Annotated in this window: 19 protein-coding genes and 1 riboswitch; of the genes, 14 read left to right on the top strand and 5 right to left on the bottom strand. The window is 70.0% G+C overall.

Annotation, left to right across the window (positions count from 1 at the left end; translation table 11 throughout):
• Positions 1-64: 64 nt before the first annotated feature.
• The gene (gene rocD / locus ACZ55A_RS10205) at positions 65-1,303 is read right to left on the bottom strand and encodes an ornithine--oxo-acid transaminase (protein WP_468837917.1); all 1,239 of its coding nucleotides are present in this window, start codon (positions 1,301-1,303) and stop codon (positions 65-67) included.
• A 117-nt stretch (positions 1,304-1,420) separates the two neighbouring features.
• Positions 1,421-1,511: riboswitch (ZMP/ZTP riboswitch) on the top strand.
• Positions 1,512-1,550: 39 nt separating this feature from the next.
• Between rocD and ACZ55A_RS10200 the strand changes: the two genes are divergently transcribed.
• The 4 genes from ACZ55A_RS10200 to ACZ55A_RS10185 all read left to right on the top strand — a co-directional run bounded on the left by ACZ55A_RS10200 (position 1,551) and on the right by ACZ55A_RS10185 (position 5,847).
• Positions 1,551-2,825, top strand: coding sequence for a serine hydroxymethyltransferase (locus tag ACZ55A_RS10200; RefSeq protein WP_468837000.1), 1,275 nt, complete (start codon positions 1,551-1,553; stop codon positions 2,823-2,825).
• Between the two features lie 130 nt (positions 2,826-2,955).
• Positions 2,956-3,969: a tryptophan--tRNA ligase gene (gene trpS / locus ACZ55A_RS10195; protein ID WP_468836997.1), complete on the top strand. Its 1,014-nt coding sequence runs from the start codon at positions 2,956-2,958 to the stop codon at positions 3,967-3,969.
• Positions 3,970-4,148: 179 nt separating this feature from the next.
• Complete coding sequence (locus ACZ55A_RS10190) at positions 4,149-4,733, top strand: 2'-5' RNA ligase family protein (protein ID WP_468836995.1); 585 nt, start codon at positions 4,149-4,151, stop codon at positions 4,731-4,733.
• A gap of 151 nt (positions 4,734-4,884) precedes the next feature.
• A complete protein-coding gene (locus tag ACZ55A_RS10185) occupies positions 4,885-5,847 on the top strand; it encodes a YihY/virulence factor BrkB family protein (RefSeq protein ID WP_468836992.1) in 963 nt (320 codons plus the stop codon).
• 87 nt (positions 5,848-5,934) lie between these two features.
• Here the strand turns inward: ACZ55A_RS10185 and ACZ55A_RS10180 are convergent, their stop codons facing one another.
• Complete coding sequence (locus ACZ55A_RS10180) at positions 5,935-7,359, bottom strand: D-alanyl-D-alanine carboxypeptidase family protein (RefSeq protein WP_468836989.1); 1,425 nt, start codon at positions 7,357-7,359, stop codon at positions 5,935-5,937.
• Between the two features lie 10 nt (positions 7,360-7,369).
• Between ACZ55A_RS10180 and ACZ55A_RS10175 the strand changes: the two genes are divergently transcribed.
• From ACZ55A_RS10175 to ACZ55A_RS10140, 8 genes are all read left to right on the top strand, one after another.
• A complete protein-coding gene (locus ACZ55A_RS10175; protein ID WP_468836987.1) occupies positions 7,370-7,660 on the top strand; it encodes an SCO4848 family membrane protein in 291 nt (96 codons plus the stop codon).
• 330 nt (positions 7,661-7,990) lie between these two features.
• Positions 7,991-8,680, top strand: coding sequence for a guanitoxin biosynthesis heme-dependent pre-guanitoxin N-hydroxylase GntA (gene gntA, locus ACZ55A_RS10170; protein WP_468836985.1), 690 nt, complete (start codon positions 7,991-7,993; stop codon positions 8,678-8,680).
• Between the two features lie 188 nt (positions 8,681-8,868).
• The gene (locus tag ACZ55A_RS10165) at positions 8,869-10,188 is read left to right on the top strand and encodes a metallophosphoesterase (protein WP_468836982.1); all 1,320 of its coding nucleotides are present in this window, start codon (positions 8,869-8,871) and stop codon (positions 10,186-10,188) included.
• 213 nt (positions 10,189-10,401) lie between these two features.
• Complete coding sequence (locus ACZ55A_RS10160; RefSeq protein ID WP_468836979.1) at positions 10,402-10,713, top strand: hypothetical protein; 312 nt, start codon at positions 10,402-10,404, stop codon at positions 10,711-10,713.
• Between the two features lie 68 nt (positions 10,714-10,781).
• Complete coding sequence (locus ACZ55A_RS10155; protein WP_468836976.1) at positions 10,782-12,203, top strand: hypothetical protein; 1,422 nt, start codon at positions 10,782-10,784, stop codon at positions 12,201-12,203.
• A gap of 115 nt (positions 12,204-12,318) precedes the next feature.
• The gene (locus tag ACZ55A_RS10150) at positions 12,319-13,500 is read left to right on the top strand and encodes a S8 family serine peptidase (protein ID WP_468836973.1); all 1,182 of its coding nucleotides are present in this window, start codon (positions 12,319-12,321) and stop codon (positions 13,498-13,500) included.
• Between the two features lie 182 nt (positions 13,501-13,682).
• The gene (locus ACZ55A_RS10145; protein WP_468836971.1) at positions 13,683-14,282 is read left to right on the top strand and encodes a hypothetical protein; all 600 of its coding nucleotides are present in this window, start codon (positions 13,683-13,685) and stop codon (positions 14,280-14,282) included.
• A 79-nt stretch (positions 14,283-14,361) separates the two neighbouring features.
• Positions 14,362-14,865: an FBP domain-containing protein gene (locus ACZ55A_RS10140; RefSeq protein ID WP_468836968.1), complete on the top strand. Its 504-nt coding sequence runs from the start codon at positions 14,362-14,364 to the stop codon at positions 14,863-14,865.
• 27 nt (positions 14,866-14,892) lie between these two features.
• Here ACZ55A_RS10140 and ACZ55A_RS10135 read toward each other — a convergent pair whose 3' ends face one another.
• Complete coding sequence (locus ACZ55A_RS10135) at positions 14,893-15,729, bottom strand: alpha/beta fold hydrolase (protein ID WP_468836966.1); 837 nt, start codon at positions 15,727-15,729, stop codon at positions 14,893-14,895.
• 59 nt (positions 15,730-15,788) lie between these two features.
• Between ACZ55A_RS10135 and ACZ55A_RS10130 the strand changes: the two genes are divergently transcribed.
• Positions 15,789-16,187, top strand: a complete 399-nt coding sequence (locus ACZ55A_RS10130; RefSeq protein ID WP_468836963.1) for a MerR family transcriptional regulator — start codon at positions 15,789-15,791, stop codon at positions 16,185-16,187.
• Positions 16,188-16,290: 103 nt separating this feature from the next.
• On the top strand, positions 16,291-17,151 hold the full coding sequence (locus ACZ55A_RS10125; protein WP_468836961.1) for a DUF5937 family protein: 861 nt from the start codon (positions 16,291-16,293) through the stop codon (positions 17,149-17,151).
• Here ACZ55A_RS10125 and ACZ55A_RS10120 read toward each other — a convergent pair.
• Both ACZ55A_RS10120 and sdhA read right to left on the bottom strand, forming a co-directional pair.
• Positions 17,135-17,902 carry a succinate dehydrogenase iron-sulfur subunit gene (locus ACZ55A_RS10120; RefSeq protein ID WP_468836958.1) on the bottom strand — a complete coding sequence of 256 codons (768 nt, stop codon included), beginning with the start codon at positions 17,900-17,902 and terminating at the stop codon, positions 17,135-17,137. The two genes, ACZ55A_RS10125 and ACZ55A_RS10120, sit on opposite strands and share 17 nt — an antisense overlap.
• Positions 17,902-19,656, bottom strand: a complete 1,755-nt coding sequence (gene sdhA, locus ACZ55A_RS10115; protein WP_468836956.1) for a succinate dehydrogenase flavoprotein subunit — start codon at positions 19,654-19,656, stop codon at positions 17,902-17,904. The genes ACZ55A_RS10120 and sdhA overlap by 1 nt, the downstream gene beginning before the upstream one ends.
• Positions 19,657-19,676: the final 20 nt, after the last annotated feature.

The following is a 19,676-nucleotide window of genomic DNA, read 5'->3' as shown; positions in this document are numbered from 1 at the left end:
ATGGCGCAACGAGCGGCCAGGGCCCCTTCGCCCGCCGACCGCCCGCTGCACGCTCGCCCCCGTCTCATCCCTCCAGTACGTCCCGCAGCTGCGCCAGCCCCCAGTCCAGGTCCTCCTTGCTGATCACCAGCGGCGGGGCGATCCGGATCGTGGCGCCGTGGGTGTCCTTGACCAGCACGCCGCGCGTCATCAGCTGCTCGGAGACGGCGCGTCCGGTGCCGCGGGAGGGGTTGATGTCCACGCCCGCCCACAGTCCGCGGCCGCGTACCGCGTCCACCGCGCCGTCGCCCACCAGCAGCCCCAGCTCGCTGTGCAGATGCTCGCCCAACTCCGTTGCGCGCTGCTGGAATTCACCGGTCCGCAGCATCGCGATGACCTCCAGGGCCACGGCGCAGGCGAGCGGATTGCCGCCGAAGGTCGAGCCGTGCTCACCGGGGGCGAAGACGCCCAGCACCTCGCGGGAGGAGACCACCGCGGAGACCGGCACCACGCCGCCGCCCAGCGCCTTGCCCAGGACGTACATGTCAGGGACCACGTCCTCGTGCTCGCAGGCGAAGGTCCGGCCCGTACGTCCCAGGCCGGACTGGATCTCGTCGGCGATGAACAGCACGTTCCGGCGCCGGGTCACCTCCCGTACGCCCGCCAGATAGCCCGGCGGCGGCACCAGGACGCCCGCCTCGCCCTGGATCGGCTCCAGGAGGACGGCGACGGTGTCGGCGTCGACGGCGGCCTCCAGCGCGGCCAGGTCGCCGTAGGGGACGATCTCGAAGCCGGGGGTGTACGGGCCGAAGTCCGCGCGCGCCTCGGGGTCGGTGGAGAAGGAGACGATGGTGGTCGTGCGGCCGTGGAAGTTGTTCTCCGCGACGATGATCTTCGCCCGGCCGTCCGGGACGCCCTTGACCCGGTAGCCCCACTTACGGGCGGTCTTCAGCGCGGTCTCGACGGCCTCGGCGCCGGTGTTCATCGGCAGCACCAGCTCCATCCCGCACAGCTCGGCCAGCCGCGTGCAGAACTCCGCGAACCGGTCGTGGTGGAAGGCCCGTGAGGTGAGTGTGACCCGGTCCAGCTGGGCCTTGGCCGCGTCGAGCAGGCGGCGGTTGCCGTGCCCGAAATTCAGCGCGGAGTAGCCGGCGAGCATGTCCAGATAGCGCCGGCCGGTCACATCCGTCATCCAGGCGCCCTCGGCGGTGGCCACGACGACGGGGAGCGGGTGGTAGTTGTGCGCGCTGTGGGCTTCGGCGGCGGCGATGCTGCGTTCCGTGGACGTCACCGTGACTCCGTTTCGGTAGGCCGTACGGGGCATATGCATCGATATGCCCCTCTATATTGCCGCGCGGGTGGTGGGTTCGGAAGCCGCGCGGGCGGTCGGTGTTCCCGGCGCCGGGGCGGGCGGGGACGTCCAGGGGTGTCTAGACTCGGCGGTGCGCATCGCGACTGGCGTACGGGGAAGCGACCCCGAGGAAGCGGTGTGCGGCCACCATCACGCGGTGCCGCCCGCCTGGGCACCCGGGACCCGACGGACCAACCGATCGAGCGCCCCGGAGGACGCCATGTCACTTCCCCCTTCGCACCCCGCCCTGCACGCCGTCGACCCCGAACTGGCCGCGCTGGTCGGCGCCGAGGAGCGGCTCCAGGCCGACACGCTGCGACTGATCCCCAGCGAGAACTACGTCTCCGCCGCCGTCCTGGAAGCCACCGGCACCGTCCTCCAGAACAAGTACAGCGAGGGGTACGCGGGCCGTCGCTACTACGAAGGCCAGCAGAACATCGACCAGGTCGAGACGCTGGCCGTCGAGCGCGCCAAGGCCGTCTTCGGCGTCGAACACGCCAACGTCCAGCCGTACTCCGGCTCGCCCGCCAACCTCGCCGCCTACCTCGCCTTCGCCGAGCCCGGCGACACCGTGCTGGGCATGGCGCTGCCGATGGGCGGCCACCTCACCCACGGCTGGGGCGTCTCGGCGACCGGGACGTGGTTCCGCGGCGTCCAGTACGGCGTCCGCGCGGACAGCGCGCTCATCGACTTCGACGAGGTGCGCGACCTCGCCCGCAAGGAACGCCCGAAGATCATCTTCTGTGGCGGTACGGCCGTCCCGCGCACCATCGACTTCGCCGCCTTCGGCGAGATCGCCCGCGAGGTCGGCGCGGTCCTCGTCGCCGACATCGCGCATATCGCCGGGCTGATCGCCGGCGGCGCCCACCCCTCCCCGGTGCCGCACGCGGACGTCATCTCCACCACCACCCACAAGACCCTGCGCGGCCCGCGCGGCGCCATGCTGATGTCCCGGGCGAGCCACGCCAAGGCCCTCGACAAGGCCGTCTTCCCCGGCCTCCAGGGCGGCCCGCACAACCACACCACCGCCGCCATCGCGGTCGCCCTGCGCGAGGCGGCCGCCCCGTCCTTCCGTGACTACGCGCACGCCGTCGTCGCCAACGCCAAGGCCCTCGCCGAGGCGCTGCTGGCCCGCGGCTACGACCTGGTCTCCGGCGGCACCGACAACCACCTGGTGCTGATCGACCTCACCTCGAAGGACGTCCCCGGCAAGGTCGCCGCCAAGGCCCTGGACCGGGCCGGCATCGTCGTCAACTACAACACCGTCCCCTTCGACCCCCGCAAGCCCTTCGACCCCTCCGGCATCCGCATCGGCACCCCGTCCCTCACCTCCCGCGGACTGGGTACGGACCGGATGCCGCGGGTCGCCGAGTGGATCGACCGGGGCGTACAGGCCGCGGCGAAGGGCGACGAGGAGGCGCTGGCAGTGATCCGTACGGAGGTCGCCGAGCTGATGGCGGCCTATCCGGCGCCGGGCCTGCCGGTCGCGGGCTGACCCCGCCGCGGGCCGGGCCCGCCGCGGCCACCGCGGGTCCGGTCCGCCGCCGGGGACCCCATCCGGCCACCCTCGGTCGAATTCCCGACCACGCGCCGGAGAGCGCACGCGACCTGAGACAATCGATGCCATGGCCCTAGAACGTCCGCGTGTACTCTCCGGCATTCAGCCCACCGCCGGCTCCTTCCACCTCGGTAACTACCTCGGTGCGGTGCGCCAGTGGGTGGCGCTCCAGGAGTCCCACGACGCCTTCTACATGGTCGTCGACCTGCATGCGATCACCGTTCCGCAGGACCCGGCGGAGCTGCGCGCCAACACCCGGATCGCCGCCGCCCAGCTGCTGGCGGCCGGCCTCGACCCGGAGCGCTGCACGCTCTTCGTGCAGAGCCATGTGCCCGAGCACGCCCAGCTCGGCTGGGTCATGAACTGCCTCACCGGCTTCGGCGAGGCCTCCCGCATGACGCAGTTCAAGGACAAGTCCGCCAAGCAGGGCGCCGACCGCACCTCCGTCGGCCTGTTCACCTACCCGATCCTCCAGGTCGCCGACATCCTGCTCTACCAGGCCCATCAGGTCCCGGTGGGCGAGGACCAGCGCCAGCACATCGAGCTGACCCGCGACCTCGCCGAGCGCTTCAACGGCCGCTACGGCGAGACCTTCACGATCCCGGCGCCGTACATCCTCAAGGAGACGGCGAAGATCTACGACCTCCAGGACCCCTCGGCCAAGATGAGCAAGTCGGCCTCCAGCGCCAAGGGCCTGATCAACCTGCTCGACGAGCCGAAGGCCTCCGCGAAGAAGGTCAAGAGCGCGGTCACCGACACCGACACCGTGATCCGCTACGACGCGGAGAACAAGCCGGGCGTCTCCAACCTCCTCACCATCTACTCCACCCTCACCGGCGCCTCGATCCCGGAGCTGGAGCAGAAGTACGAGGGCAAGATGTACGGCGCCCTCAAGACCGATCTCGCCGAGGTGATGGTCGAATTCGTCACACCGTTCCGGGACCGTACGCAGGAATATCTGGACGACCCCGAGACCCTGGACTCGGTCCTGGCCAAGGGTGCGGAGAAGGCCAGGGCGGTCGCCGCCGAGACCCTCGCCACCACCTATGACCGGCTCGGACTGCTGCCGGCCAAGCACTGACCGTACGGTCCGCGCGGCCCGCCCGGGCGGCCCGCGCGGACCGCACCGGCCCGGGCCGCCGCCCGCGGGGCCCAGGGGCCTGCTTGTCACAGGGCTGAGGAGGTTCCCCGCGAGGGGCACGCACCCGGCACACTAGGAGGGTGCGCGAGCGCCGCACACACGTCAGGAGGGAGAGCGCAGTGGGGACCGTAACGCTGGGCGTTTCGATCGCGGTCCCGGAGCCGTACGGCCGCTTCCTCCAGAGGAAACGCGAGAGCTTCGGGGACCCCGCCGCACACGGCATCCCCACGCACATCACCCTCCTCCCGCCGACGGAGGTGCACGCCGACGCGCTGCCCGGCATCGAACGCCACCTCGCCGAGGTCGCCGCCGGCAGCCGCCCCTTCCCGCTCCGCCTCGAAGGCACCGACACCTTCCGCCCGCTCTCCCCGGTCGTCTTCGTCAAGGTCACCGAGGGGGAGGCGGGCTGCACCGCCCTCCAGGCCCGGGTACGCGCCGCCTCCGGCCCCTGCGCCCGTGAGCTCCAGTTCCCGTACCACCCGCATGTCACCGTCGCCCATGGCATCGCCGAGGACGCCATGGACCGCGCCCAGGCCGAGCTCAGGGACTTCTCCGCGACGTGGACGATCAGCGGCTTCGCCCTCTACGAACAGGGCGCGGACGCGGTCTGGCGCCTGGAGCGCGAGTACCCCTTCGGCCGCCAGACCCCCGGCGTCCCCCGCCAGGCAGCGGACCTCTCCCGGCCCCCGGCACCGTCCTGCTAGATACCTGCGGGCACCCCTGGGGACGTATGAGCGGAGACGCTTGAGCGGAGACGCTTACGGGGTACTCGGAAGCTAGGCTTCCGGATCGGCCGGAGCCCCCGCCGTACAACTGGCCCGGCCCGGCGGACCACCGGGGCACGAGGGGAACGCCATGGACTGGCTGAGCAGGCTGCCGGTGATCGGACCGGCCGTCACCTGGCTGATGACCACCCACCTCTGGCGCGCCTACACCCGCATGCTCCGGGTGCACTGGACCAGGCTCGCCGCCGCGATCACCTTCACCAGCTTCGTCGCCCTCTTCCCGCTGCTCACCGTCGCCGCCGCGATCGGCGCCGCCCTGCTCAGCGACAGCCGGCTGCACACCCTGGAGGGCAAGCTCGCCGAGCAGATCCCCGGCATCGCCGCACAGCTCGACCTCGCCGCGCTCGTCGACCACGCCACCACGATCGGACTGGTCGCCGGCGGCGTCCTGCTGCTGACCGGCATCGGCTGGGTCGACTCGCTGCGCGACTGTCTGCGCGCCGTCTGGGAGAAGGACGACGAGGACACCAACTTCTTCCTCGGCAAGCTCCGGGACGGCGTCCTGCTGCTCGGCCTCGGCGGCGTCGCCCTGCTCTCGCTCGGCTCCTCGGCCTTCGCCGCCTCCGCGGTGGGCAAGGCGGCCGAGGCGATCGGTCTGCCGGAGGGCGGCATCGGCGCCGTCCTGCTCTCGGTCGCCGGCTTCTGCATCGCGGTCCTCGCGGACTTCGTGCTGCTCGTCTACGTCCTGACCAAGCTCCCCGGCGCCCATCCGCCGCGCCGCGCCGTGGTGGTCGCCGCCTTCCTCGGGGCGATCGGCTTCGAACTGCTGAAACTGCTGCTCAGCGGCTACCTCAGGGGCGTCGCCGCCCGCAGTATGTACGGCGCCTTCGGCACCCCGATCGCCCTGCTGCTGTGGATCAACTTCACCGCGAAACTGCTGGTGTACTGCGCTTCGTGGACGGCCACCTCGGAGGAGACAGCCGCCTCGGAGGAGCCGGACGGAGTGGACCGACCGGACGGGGGAGACGGGGGAGATGGGGGAGACGGGGGAGGCCAGGCACCGGCCGCACCGGAGGGCGGGAAGGGCACCTAGGCCGCGGCCGTGTCTTCGGGCGTCACACCCTGGCCCTTCCCTGGCCCTTCCCTGACCCGCCGTCCCGGCCGGGCAGCCTCGCCGCGCTCACTTCCCTGAGCGGCGCCCCCGCCCGCGTACGAGCTCCGGCAGCGGCCACCGGCGGTGCACCGCAAGCCCCACGACACCCAGCAGTACCAGCGCACCGCCGGTGATCCCCACCGCGGTCCAGACGCCGCCCGGGCCGTCGGCGCCGTCCAGCGCGGCCTGGGTGCTCTTGTGCGCGCCCTTGTCCTTGGCGCCCACCGCGCCCCGGCCGTCGTCCTCGCTCCGGGGCCCGACGAGCCGGCCGACCGGCTCCACCTTGTCGGCCGCCGCGAAGCCCCAGTCCAGCAGCTTGGCGGCCTCCTTGTAGGCCTCGTTGTGCTCCTTCTTCGACGGGTTCATGACCGTGACGAGCAGCTTGCGGTCCCCGCGCTGTGCCACGCCGGTGAAGGTCGACCCGGCATTCGTCGTCGAGCCGTTCTTCACCCCGGCGATCCCCGGGTACGGCTTGAGGTCGTAATCGCCGCTGAGCAGCCGGTTGGTGTTCTGGATGCCGAACGTCGCCCGCTTGCCGCCCTTGCCCTTCTCACCGGGGAACTGGGCGCTCGCCGTCGAGCAGTACTCGCGGAAGTCGGCGTTCTGTAGTCCCGCCCGGGCGAACAGGCTCAGGTCGTACGCGCTGGAGACCTGCCCCGGCGCGTCATAGCCGTCCGGCGTCACCACATGGGTGTCGTTGGCGTTCAGCTCCTCGGCACGCTGCTGCATCTGGGCAACGGTGACCTTCGTCCCGCCGTTCATCGCCGACAGGGTGTGCACCGCGTCGTTCCCGGACCGCAGGAAGACCCCCAGCCACAGATCGTGGACCGTGTAGCTCAGGTTCTCCTTTATCCCGACGAGGCTGCTGCCCGCGCCCATCCCCGCCAGGTCCGCGGGCCTGACGGTGTGCTTCTGGTCCTTGCGGAACTTCGGCATCACGGTGTCCGCGAAGAGCATCTTCAGCGTGCTGGCCGGCGCGAGCTGCCAGTGCGGGTTCTTGGCGGCCAGCACCTTGCCGGACTCGGCGTCCGAGACGATCCACGAACGGGCGGTCAGCGCGTCCGGCCCCGGCAGCTTCGGCGCACCGGGCTTCGGATGCACCTGGACGCCGGGCCTGCCCAGCAGGTCCCCGCCGATCTGCGACATCTTGGCCGGCGGCGCGGGTGCCTTCGGGTCGGCGTAGGCGGTGCCGGCCAGAAGCGGGGACGCGAGCAGGCCGGAGGCGGCCAGCGCGGCGACGGTGCGCACGGGGAAGCCGTTACGCGCCGCGCGCCCGGCACTGCCGGTCGCGGCGGAGGCGGCCGGGGCGATCGGTCCGTTCGGGTCGAGGGAAGCCGTGGAAGCACAGAAGGTCGTCGGCACGTCGCTGAACGTACCCCCCTTTGCCCGCGACGCCGACAGCACCCCACGGAAGAGTGCCCCTCCCGACCGCCGGATGGAGCCGCTGCCCATACTGGAACGTATGAAGCTCTCTCGCCCCGTGTCCTGGTTCCTGCTCGCCTTCGGGGTGTGGAGCTGGGTCATCTGGATCACTTTCGTCAAAAACCTGTGGAAGGACGGGAGCGGTCTCGCCTTCGACGATGCGGGTGACCCGACCGCCTACTTCTGGGTCCATCTCCTGCTCGCGGTGGTGTCCTTTCTCTTGGGGACGGCAATCGGCGTGATCGGGTTCCGCGGTGTACGGGCGCTGCGCCGGCAGTCCCCGGAGGCGGACGACGAACGCGCGGAGCGCGGCGGGAGCGCTGCCCGCTGACGCCGCGAACCCCCGCAGAGCGGGGCGACGACATCCGGACGCGGTGGGGCCTTCCCCTCACCTTGTGTGAAAAACCCTGCTCACCGTGCAATGTGAGCGATTCGTCGCAACTGACGTCGCTGAGGCATTTCGCCGATCGGCCCCGGCCGGTCACAATCACCCAGCGACTTTCCCCGTTCTCCAGCGGACCCGGTCCGGCCTGTGTTGCGGTGACGGCTGCCGCAGCCGCCCGCGGGCCCGGGTGCCGTGGATGCGGGGTGGGTGCTTTCGGATTGCGTGAAGGAGATGATCTCCCCTCGAGGAGGTACGTAGGTGGAAGGAAGGCTGGCCATGACGTCGGATGCGCGTGATGAGGTCGAGCAGTTCATCCTGGGAGACCGGTTCTCCTGCCTGGCGGGTCGCTCCGCCTGGCGCCAGGGCGGCATCACACACCGGCACTATGACCTGCTGGGGGGCGCGGAGTCCGCTCGGCTGATGGCGCTCGATCTTGCGGAGTTCGTGGGCTCGGCGAACTGGAGCGCCCGGACGTTCACCAGTTTCATCGCGACCTTCGAGCAGCCTCGCGGGGTCGATGAGCTGCGGTTCGAAGAGCTCCTGTGGCAGCAGCTGCAACTGCTCCACGAACACGACGCCGAGACCCATCGCTGGGCCGAGGGCTACGCGTCGGACCCCCAGGCCAAGGAGTTCGCGTACAGCGTGGCCGGCCATCCGTTCTTCGTGATCGGCCTGCACGAGACCCACCGCCGGTGGGGCCGTCGCCCGCCGTTCCCGATGCTCGCCTTCAACTCCCATGAGCAGTTCGACCGGATCAAGGGCGCCGGGATGTGGGACCGGCTGGCGGAGAAGATACGCAAGCAGGACATCAAGCTCCAGGGCGACATCAACCCCAACCTGCACGAATACGAAGAGCTCTCGGAGGCCCGCCGCTACTCCGGCCGCCCCAAGCCCGCCGAGTGGCAGTGCCCCTTCAGCGCCCGCGAGACGGAGCGGGAGCGCGAACTGGCGCCCACGGGGGCGTAGCCGCGCCTCCCTTCGCGCGATGACGGGCTCCGGGGATTCACGGGGCGTTGGGGATCCACGGGGCGCCGGGGATTCACAGGGCGTTGGGGATTCACGGGGCGCGTGTTGCGCCGGAGGCCATGGTCCTCCCGGGAACAGCGGATAGCGTGCTCTCACTGGGAGAGCACGCAACCGCTGGAGGAGACACCGTGATCTTCGCCCTGATCGTGGTCCCGGTCCTCGGACTGTTCTTCGGCGTGCACCGCTACCTGTGGTGCCGGCTCATCCGCGATACGACGACCCCGGGCAGCGCGCCGCGGCGTACGGGCACGGCGGCCCTCTGCGTCCTGCCCCTGCTCACCCTCGGCGCCCTGCTCGCCGAACGGGCCGGCCTGCCCTTCCTCCTCCAGCAACTGCTGGCCTGGCCCGGCTACCTGTGGCTGGCCCTGGTCCTGTATCTGACGCTGGCCCTGCTGGCGGGGGAAGCCGTACGGGCGGTGTGGCTACGGCTTCCCGAGGGGCGGAGGGGCGGGAGTGTCGGGGAGGAAGCGGAGGATGCGCAGGACGCGAAGTGTGCGGGAGATGCGGAGGGCGTGACGCACGCAGGGGGCGTGGAGGGCGTAGAGGGCGTGAAGGGCGGCGGCCGGGCCGCCACCCCCACTCTGCTGCCGCCCCGCACCTCCGCGCTGCCGCCGCTCCCTGTCCCGCCCCGTCGGCTCTTCATCGCACGGGCGGTGGCCGCCGGTGCGTCCCTGGCCGCCGCGGCCGCCGTCGGGTACGGCACCACAACCACCCTGCGCGGCCCGGCCGTCAAGCGCGTCACGATCCCGCTGGCCAAACTGCCGCGCGCCGCCCACGGGTTCCGTATCGCCGTCGTCAGCGATATCCACCTGGGGCCGGTCCTGGGCCGAGACCACACCCGGCGCGTCGTCGAAGCGATCAACCGGACCAACCCCGACCTGGTCGCCATCGTCGGCGACCTGGTCGACGGCAGCGTCGCCGATCTCGCCCCGGCCGCCGAACCGCTGCGCGCCCTGCGCTCCCGGCACGGCGCTTATTTCGTCACCGGTAATCACGAGTACTACTCCGGCGCGGCTCAATGGGTGGATCACGTAAGGGAGTTGGGAATCCACCCGCTGGAGAATGCCCGCACCGAGCTCCCCGGCTTCGACCTCGCCGGTGTCAACGACCTCGCCGGCGACTCCGAACACGCGGGCCCCGACTACGACCTCGCACTGACCGGCCGCGACCCCTCCCGCGCCGTCGTCCTGATGGCCCACCAGCCGGTCACCATCCACGACAGCGTCCGCTGCGGGGTGGACCTCCAGCTCTCCGGCCACACGCACGGCGGCCAGATGTGGCCTTTCACGTACGTCGCCGACGCGACCAACCCCACCCTTGCGGGCCTGGAGCGCTACGGCGATACGCAGTTGTACGTCACCCGTGGCGCCGGCGCCTGGGGGCCGCCCGTACGGCTGGGCGCGCCACCGGATGTGACGGTGGTTGAGCTGGCGTCACGGCGGGCCTGATCACGACACGGAGAAGTTGCGCCCCCTGGGTAACAACCTCTCTACAAACTACGGCGCAATCCTGCGCCAAGTCGGACAGATCACGACTTTCGATCTTGCAGTGAAGGCGGCCGACTCCCTAGTATTTATTTACTTTATGTTGCCCTTACCGTGGCGGTTTCACGGCGGTACGAGGGGGACGAGCGGGGCACGCGGGGAACGGGGAGAGCAGTCATGGGCAAGCATTTCAAGGTCGATCTCGACGAGTTGGACAGCGTCGTGCGCCAACTCAGGCACCTTCAGGGCGATATGAATGAAACGGACCAGAAGGCGCAGTACGGAACGAACATCCCGAAGTCGGCATTCGGGGTCAATTTTGTTGAGGCGGAGGAAGTCTCACATGCCCATGACCGCATGCAGACGTACCTGAAGGACGTCATCAAGGCCCTCCAGGACCTCACCCACAAATTCGGCGAGAAGACAGAGGCAAGCCGCGGTGCCTACGAGGATCAGGATCACGAGACCAAGGTCTCGATGAACGGCTGACGTTGCACGGCAGCACAGGGATGAGGACGAGGGGATGACGATGAAGGGGGGCTGGCGTGGTTAGCGCCATGGAGGAGCGCGAGAGTGCTCAAACGGCGGAGAAGCAGCGGAAGGAGGAGGAGCAGCGCAAGGCGCATGACCGGGAAAACAAGCTGAAGTCCTTCCAGGGCGAGCGCCTGACCCCGCACTCCCCCTCCGACTTCCATCACCACGGCATCGACGCGCTCCGGAAGATGATCGAGAACGCCAATCCCGGGACGATCGAAACCGCCGGCGACCACTGGCGTGGCTCCGCCGATCTGCTCGGTGGGCACGACGGGCACGGTGGCATCCGCAAGAAGTTCATGGATGCCGTCGATCATGCGACGGCGCACTGGGAGGGCTCGGCGGCCGATGCGTTCCGCAAGGAAGCCATCAAGATCCTCGGCAAGATCGACAGGACGTACCGGCATGCTCGGAACGCCGAGAGGTCGCTGATCGGTTCGCGCGAGACGGGGCCGGAAATCGGGCTCGCGCACAACCTTCGCGAGGCCAAGACGGCCATGTCGAAGATCCACGACCCGGGCAACTGGGAGAGCTTCAAGGACGACAGCGGCGACGACGCCCAGTTTCACCGGGACATGGCGAACCCGAAGATGGACGCCCGCCAGGCGCTGGAGCTCAACCGGGACAAACTGTCCCTGAGCAAGGAGCGCCAGGTCGAGGCGGTCATTGTGATGGATGAGCTGGCGCATCACTACTCGGGACACAAAGGCGGGTGGGACGACGACGCCGAGGACGGCCTCCACGGCGACTGGCCGAAGGAGCCCTCCAACAACCCCCCGCCGCCCCCGGTGCGCATGCCCGACACGAACGACAGGTTCCACCCGGACCCGTCCTCGATCACACCGCACACGCCTAATGGCGCTGGCGGCGGGGCCGTCCCGCCCGGTTTCGACGGCCCCAAGATCAGTCGGCCGGAGCTGCCGGTGCAGACCGGACTCGACGGCGTGCAAGGCAGCACCATGACCCCGCCCTCGGTTTCCGGCGGATACCACGGCAGCCCGCCCGGGGGCGGACATAGCGTGGTCGGCGGTTCGGGCGGCGGGATGCCACCCGGCCCCTTCGGTGTGCCGGGCGGTGCCCTGCGCCCTGGTGGCGGGCGTGGTGCGCCTGGTGCCGGCGGTATGCGCGGCGGCATGCCGGGCGCGGGCGCCGCAGGCGGCGCCAAGGGCGGCAAGACTGGCGCGGTAGGTCGCAGTGGTGCGCAGGCGCGTACGCGTGGCGGCATGGCCGGCAAGCCGGGTGGCCCCGCGGGCGGCGCCAAGCAGGGCGGCTCGGGTCTGCACCGCAGCCGTGGCGGCAAGCAGGCGGGCATGGGCGTGCCCGGAGCGAAGGGTAAGGACAACCGGGAGAAGGAGCGCAGCAGCAAGCAGCGCCCCGACTACCTGGTGGAGGACGAGGAGACGTGGACTCCGCAACGTAACGTGGCGCCACGCGTCATCGAGTAGGCGGATGCCATCACCGTACGGCGGCTTGTCAGGACCGGCCCCGCACCCACGGGTGCGGGGCCGGTCCGCGAATGGAACACTGCCGTCCGGACAGCACAGCGAGAAGGAGCCAAGGATGAGGGTCACCCGAACACTGCGCGCGACGGTGGGCGCTGCGCTGACCGGCGCACTGTTCATCGCCGTGAGCGGTACCGCTTCCGCGGATCAAGTGCGCAAGAACCAATGGCCGTTGGAGGCGTTCGGGACCGAGCAGCTCTGGCAGGAGGCTACCGGTAAGGGTGTGACGGTGGCCGTGATCGACAGTGGCTTCCGGGAGACCCACCAAGACCTGAAGGGGCAGTTCCTGCCGGGACCGGATTTCGGCAAGGAAGCCGAGGCCGAGGGTGCGAAGCACCTTGAGGAGGGCGAAAAGGATATCCGTGACCATGGCACTTCCATGGCCTCGCTCATCGCGGGACACGGGCACGGTCCGGGTGGCTCCGAAGGCGTGAAGGGGCTGGCGCCCGATGCCAAGCTCCTCCCGATCCCGTCGTTCGGCAAGGGCGCCCAGGCCACCCGCTGGGCCGTGGACCATGGCGCCGACGTCCTGAATATGTCTTATGGCGGGATGAAGGGCGGAGACACGTGCGACTCCATCAAATACGCCATCTCTAAAGGCGTAGTGGTTGTGGCCTCAGTGGGCAACGATGCCGTGACCGATAGGCAATATCCGGTGGCCTGCCCCGGAGTGATCGGTGTCGGTGCGGTAGACCAGTACGGCAAGTCGGCCGAGTTCAACAACTACAACTCCGACACCGACCTGCTCGCGCCTGGGGTGAAGATTCCGGCCGCGGACGGCAAGAGCGACACGGGCTATCGGAGCGCGCAAGGCAGCTCCCAAGCCGCCGCCTACGTCTCCGCCGCCGCAGCCCTCCTCAAGCAGAAGTTCCCCGACCTCACCCCCGGCCAGATCGCCAACCGCCTGGTGAAGACGGCCGGTCTGGCCCAGGCTGAGAAGGACAAGCACCTCAAGCTGCCGGACGCGCACTACGGCTACGGCTTCATCCAGCCCGGCCCCGCCCTGCGGAAGGAGATCCCCGCGGGGCCCAAGGAGGGCCCGCTCCCGATGCCGAAGGGCAAGGCGTCATCGAAGCTGGACGTCGGCGCGTTCGACCCCGACCCGCCCATGGGCGGCAAGGAGAAGCTGGCGCTCTTCGGCGGTATCGGCCTCGGTGTGCTGGTCGTCGCCGGCATCGTCATCGGGATCGTGGTCGCCTCCCGCCGCCGCAACAACAGCCGTAACCAGGCCTGGGGCTGAGCCACACCGCCGTGCAGCCGCTCCGGCCGGGGCGGCTGCACGAGGAGAACGAGATGGCATACGACGCGCAGACTCCGGCACCACCCGAGGCCGAGACTCCGGCACCACCCGAGGCCGAGGCCCCGGCACCACCCGAGACTCCGGCACCATCCGCGACCCCCGCACCATCCGGGGCTCCGGACGTGACGCAGACACTGAGAGCCAATTACCTTTCCCTGGCCGTACTCTTTGCTCTGCGTCTACTGGTCACCGGAATTCTTGTGGCAGTCCCGGTGGTGTTGTCCCGTGTGACAGGGTCGACCTCGATTTTCCTTACCCCGCCCATTGTTGTCGCTGTGTTCGTCTTCGTCTTGACGGTGTACCGCGCTATGCACGGGATCCGTGTTTCCCAGTGCGCGCGAGTACTCCGCAGCTATCCGCTGGAATTCCACCCCCGGGTGGTCAAGAAGCGTGTGCGGTGGACCCAGTACGGCAATGTCTTCGAGGTCCGCGTGACGACGCGCGGGCAGCACGGGGCGCCGCTGATGCTGGCGGTCAACGCGGCCGGGCGCCGTCGCTGGCCGGAGGGTGTGGAAGAGGGGGTTTGGGTCGCGGGTGACCTGCCCTTCGGTGGTGTCATGGTGGTGCCCGGGAGCAGGGCGATGCTGTTCATGAAGCCTGCGGACTGGGACAAGACCGCCCGGCAGCGGCAAGAGGCCGGCCCCAAGCGCCTTGCGCGGGCGCAGCGGGCGAAGCTCACGGGCGGGACGAAGCGTGCGGTGATGATGCGGCCGGGGGCCTGAGGCCGCGCCGGTGCCGCCCCGGCTTCGTGGGGAAAACTCGGGCGACGGGGCCGCGCCCGCGCTGTTAGTTTCAGGCGCCATGGACCCCGTAGGTGAAAAAGCGATACGTGCCTCCTTTGTCAATTGCTCGAAGGGGGAGGCGAGCAGGATCAATCTGCCCGTGGGGCTGGCCGGGCTCCCTTGGGAGGACCTGGACTTTCTGGGGTGGCGTGATCCGGGGGCGCCGGACCGGAGTTATCTGGTGGCGCCGCGCGGTGAGGGGCTGATCGGGGTGACGCTTCGGGTTCCGCAGGGCGTACGGCGCAGTTTCACCAAGACGACGGTGTGTTCGGTGTGTATGACCGGGCACCCGGGGTCCGGTGTCAGCCTGCTCGCCGCGCGGCGGGCCGGCCCCGCGGGGCGGCAGGGCAACACCGTGGGGACGTACCTCTGCGCGGATCTGGCATGTTCGCTCTACGTCCGGGGGCGTAAGCGGTCACAGCTCGCGGGGCGGCACGAGGAGACGCTGCCGCTGGAGGAACGGATCGCACGCACCGTGCGCAACCTTGACGGCTTCCTGGACAAGGTACTCAACGGGGAGTAGCGCACCGGCCCTCCTCGCAATCCGTCCTCACAGGCGGTGCCTGGCGAGGAAGTCCTGGATGAGGCCTTGCCACTCCTCCGGGCGCTCGACCATCGGCAGATGGCCGGTGGCTATCTCGACGTGCTCGGCGCCGGGGATGTGGTCGGCCAGGTAGCGGGAGTTGGACGGGAGTACCAATGCGTCCAGCGTGGTCGCGACGACCAGGGTGGGGACCGTGATGCCGGGCAGGTCGGCGGTGGTGTCCAGGGTGCGTACGAGAGCGGCCTGTTCCGCGGAGCCGATGGGGGGCGGCGCGGCGGCCGGGTCCAGTACGGTCGCCAGTTCTGCCGGTGACAGGGCGTTGAGGCGGGCGGGCGAGAAGCCGGCCAGGGCCCCGGTCCGGGCGAAGCCCGCGTAGTCGTCGCGGGCGAGCAGGCGCAGCCACAGGTCCGTCCAGACGGTGGTGTAGTGGTCGGCCTTGGCCAGCCCGGCGGTCAGGACCAGGCCCCGTACGCGTTCGGGGTGCCGGGTGGCGGCTCGTACGGAGACGGCGGTGCCCAACGAGTAGCCGATCAGGGTGAAGGTCTCCAGGCCTGCCGCGGTGGCCTCGGCCACCAAGGCGTCCGCGAGGGCGTCCAGCTCCAAGGGGCCTTTTGCGCGCGGCGTTTCGCCCGAGCCGGGGTAGTCGGGGGCCACCACACGGTGGCCGGAGGCCGCGAGGGCGGGGATGAGCGCGCCGTAGTTGCTCTGGACGCTGCCGGTGGCACCGTGCGCCAGGAGGATCCCGGGGCCCGCAGGATCGCCGGCGACGGTGGTGGACAGGGACGGGAGCGGAGCGGAAACCGAAGGGCAGGACGGGGCCTGGGCGGCGGGAATCTGTGTCATGGGGGACAGGTTGCAGTTTGACGCCGGTGTCAAGGTCAAGTCCGAAAGGGGAGGGGCGCATGCGGATCGGTGAGCTGGCGCGCCGTACGGGGGTCAGTACGCGGGTGCTGCGCTACTACGAGCAGCGCGGGCTGCTGAGTGCCGAGCGGGATGCGAACGGCTATCGGCGCTACGACGGCGAGGAGGCGATCGAGACCGTCGGGCGGATCCGGGAGCTGCTCGCCACGGGGCTGAACACGGACGACATCCGCGCGCTGCTGCCGTGTGCGCAGGGCGGGCCCGCGCTGACGCCCTGTGCGTTCTCCGACCGGGTCATGGCCCGGAAGAGGGACCAACTGGACGCGGAAATAGCCGAGTTGGTGCGACGGCGGGCCGCGCTCGGGGCGTATGCGCAGGTCATGCGGGAGCGGGGGGACCAGGACGAGGCGCTGGCACGGACGGCGCTGCGCTCTGCTTGAACGGAAGGGGCGAGGGCCCGAAGAGGCCCCGGTCGTGCGCGGTCCGAAGGGACCTCGCACGACCGCTTGCCACGAGCCACCCGTCGGCCAGATCCTCGTGTGCATGCCGTTCGGGGGAACGGCAGGGACGCAGGGGGCCGATGTGCTGCGAGTGCACTTCACCGGACAGGATCTGACGCGTACGCGGGTCGCCGACGGGGCCGACCCGCTCTGGGAGACGGTGCTGAGTCTGCACAGTCTGCGGGAGCGCCGCGCCGATCCGGCGCTGGCGGCCTGGCGGCAGCATGCGGTACGGCACGGCCCTGGGCCGCTGCGGACCCTGTTCGCGCTGGTGCCCCAGCGCGGCTACTTCCCGGACTTCCTCACCCCGTTCGCGGCCCAGCACGGGGTCGAGCACGGCTTGGAGGCCGTGATGAGCACCCCGCGCAAGCGGCTGCGGGCCGAACTCGCGCTGCTGTCGGGGCACCGGGCGCTGCCGGGGTGGGCGCGCGGGATCGGGGAAGGGGAGCCGGCCGCGCTGCGGCACCTCGCACGCAGTCTGCGGACCTACCACCATCTGGCGGTCGCGCCGAGCTGGCCGCGGATCGCCCAACGGGTGGGTGCGGACCGGGCGTTGCGGAGGCATGCGCTGGCGCAGTCCGGGGCGGAGGCGATGCTGCGGACGTTCGGTCCGGTGATGCGGTGGCGGCGGCCGGTGCTGGAGGTGGACTACCCGGTGGAGCGGGAGCTGCATCTGGCGGGGCGGGGCCTGGTCTTCGTCCCCTCGTACTTCTGCCGCGACGAGCCGGTGGCGCTGGTGGACGAGGAGTTGCCGCCGGTGCTGGTCTACCCGGCGGGGGAACCGGGGCACGCCGAAGGGCCCCGCTTCCGGTTGTCCGGAAGCGAGGCCCTCAGGGAGGTACCGGCCCTGCTCGGCGGCCGGGCCGGAACCCGGACCGCCGCGGGGGTCAGAACCGCCGGGTGATCAGTGCCCGCTTGACTTCCTGGATCGCCTTGGTGACCTCGATACCGCGCGGGCAGGCGTCCGTGCAGTTGAACGTCGTCCGGCAACGCCAGACGCCGTCCTTGTCGTTGAGGATCTCCAGGCGCTGCTCGCCGCCCTCGTCACGCGAGTCGAAGATGAAGCGGTGCGCGTTGACGATCGCCGCCGGGCCGAAGTACTGGCCGTCGTTCCAGAACACCGGGCACGAGGACGTGCAGGCGGCGCACAGGATGCACTTGGTGGTGTCGTCGAAGCGTTCGCGGTCCTCGGCGGACTGAAGGCGCTCGCGGGTCGGCTCGTTGCCCGTCGTGATCAGGAAGGGCATCACATCGCGGTAGGCCTGGAAGAAGGGCTCCATGTCGACGACAAGGTCCTTCATCACGGTCAGGCCCTTGATGGCCTCGACGGTGATCGGCTTCTCCGGGTTGATGTCCTTGATCAGCGTCTTGCAGGCGAGACGGTTGCGGCCGTTGATCCGCATGGCGTCCGAACCGCAGATGCCGTGGGCGCAGGAGCGGCGGAAGGTCAGCGAACCGTCCTGCTCCCACTTGATCTTGTGGAGGGCGTCCAGGACGCGCTCCTTGGGGTCGATCTCCAGCTGGAAGTCCTGCCAGCTGGCCTCCTCGGAGATCTCCGGGTTGAACCGGCGGATCCGGAAGGTGACCGTGATGTACGGGGAAGCGGCGGAGTCCGCCTCGACCTTGTCGGTCGTGTCCAGGGTCGGGGTAGCCATCAGTACTTACGCTCCATCGGCTGGTAGCGGGTCTGCACGACCGGCTTGTAGTCGAGGCGGATCGACTCGGTGCCGTCTGCGCCCACCTCGCGGTACGCCATGGTGTGCCGCATGAAGTTGACGTCGTCGCGGTTGGGGTAGTCCTCGCGGTAGTGACCGCCGCGGGACTCCTTGCGGGCCAGCGCGGAGACCGCCATGACCTCGGCCAGGTCGAGCAGGTTGCCCAGCTCGATGGCCTCCAGCAGGTCGGTGTTGAACCGCTTGCCCTTGTCCTGGATGGACACGTTCAGGTAGCGCTCGCGCAGCTCGCCGATCTTCTCGACCGCGGTCTTGATCGTCTGCTCGGTGCGGAACACCATCACGTTGGCGTCCATGCACTCCTGGAGCTCCTTGCGGATCTCGGTGACCCGCTCGCTGCCGGTGGAGTTGCGCAGCCGCTCGACCTGGTCGACGACCTGCTTCGCCGGGTCCTCGGGCAGCTCGACGAAGTCGGCCGTGGCCGAGTACTCCGCCGCCGCGATGCCGGCCCGGCGGCCGAAGACGTTGATGTCCAGCAGCGAGTTGGTGCCCAGGCGGTTGGCGCCGTGGACGGAGACGCAGGCGACCTCGCCGGCCGCGTACAGGCCCGGCACGACGGTGGTGTTGTCGGCCAGCACCTCGCCCTCGACGTTGGTCGGGATGCCGCCCATGGCGTAGTGCGCGGTCGGCTGGATCGGGATCGGGTCCGTGTAGGGCTCGATACCGAGGTAGGTCCGCGCGAACTCGGTGATGTCCGGGAGCTTCGCGTCCAGCTGCTCCGGCGGCAGGTGGGTCAGGTCCAGATAGACGTGGTCGCCCTCGGGACCGCAGCCGCGGCCCTCGCGGATCTCCGTGTAGATGGAGCGCGAGACGACGTCACGCGAGGCGAGGTCCTTCATGACCGGCGCGTACTTCTCCATGAAGCGCTCGCCGTCCTTGTTGCGGAGGATGCCGCCCTCACCACGGGCGCCCTCCGTCAGCAGGATGCCCATCCGCCAGATGCCGGTCGGGTGGAACTGGAAGAACTCCATGTCCTCCAGCGGCAGTCCGCGGCGGTAGGCGGCGGCCTGGCCGTCACCGGTCAGGGTGTGCGCGTTGGAGGTCACCTTGAAGAACTTGCCGGTGCCGCCGGACGCGAAGATGATCGACTTCGCCTGGAAGACGTGGATCTCGCCGGTCGCCAGCTCGTACGCCACGACACCGGCGGACTTCTTGACCCCGTCGACATCCTGGAGCAGCAGGTCGAGCACGTAGAACTCGTTGAAGAACTCCACGCCCTCCTTGACGCAGTTCTGGTACAGCGTCTGGAGGATCATGTGGCCGGTGCGGTCCGAGGCGTAGCAGGACCGGCGGACCGGGGCCTCACCGTGGTTACGGGAGTGACCGCCGAAGCGGCGCTGGTCGATCGTGCCGTCCGGGGTGCGGTTGAACGGCAGGCCCATCTTCTCCAGGTCGAGGACCGAGTCGATGGCCTCCTTCGCCAGGATCTCGGCGGCGTCCTGGTCGACCAGGTAGTCGCCGCCCTTGATCGTGTCGAAGGTGTGCCACTCCCAGTTGTCCTCCTCGACGTTCGCGAGGGCGGCGGCCATACCGCCCTGGGCGGCGCCGGTGTGGGAGCGGGTCGGGTAGAGCTTCGTCAGGACCGCGGTGCGGCTGCGCTTGGTCGACTCGATGGCCGCACGCATGCCCGCGCCGCCGGCGCCGACGATGACGGTGTCGTACTTGTGGATCTTCATGGTTCCAGTCAGCCCCGGCT

The organism is Streptomyces sp. NPDC034111, from assembly GCF_055575375.1.
The sequence above is the reverse complement of the archived record's forward strand: the minus strand, read 5'-3'. Positions and strand labels throughout refer to the sequence as shown.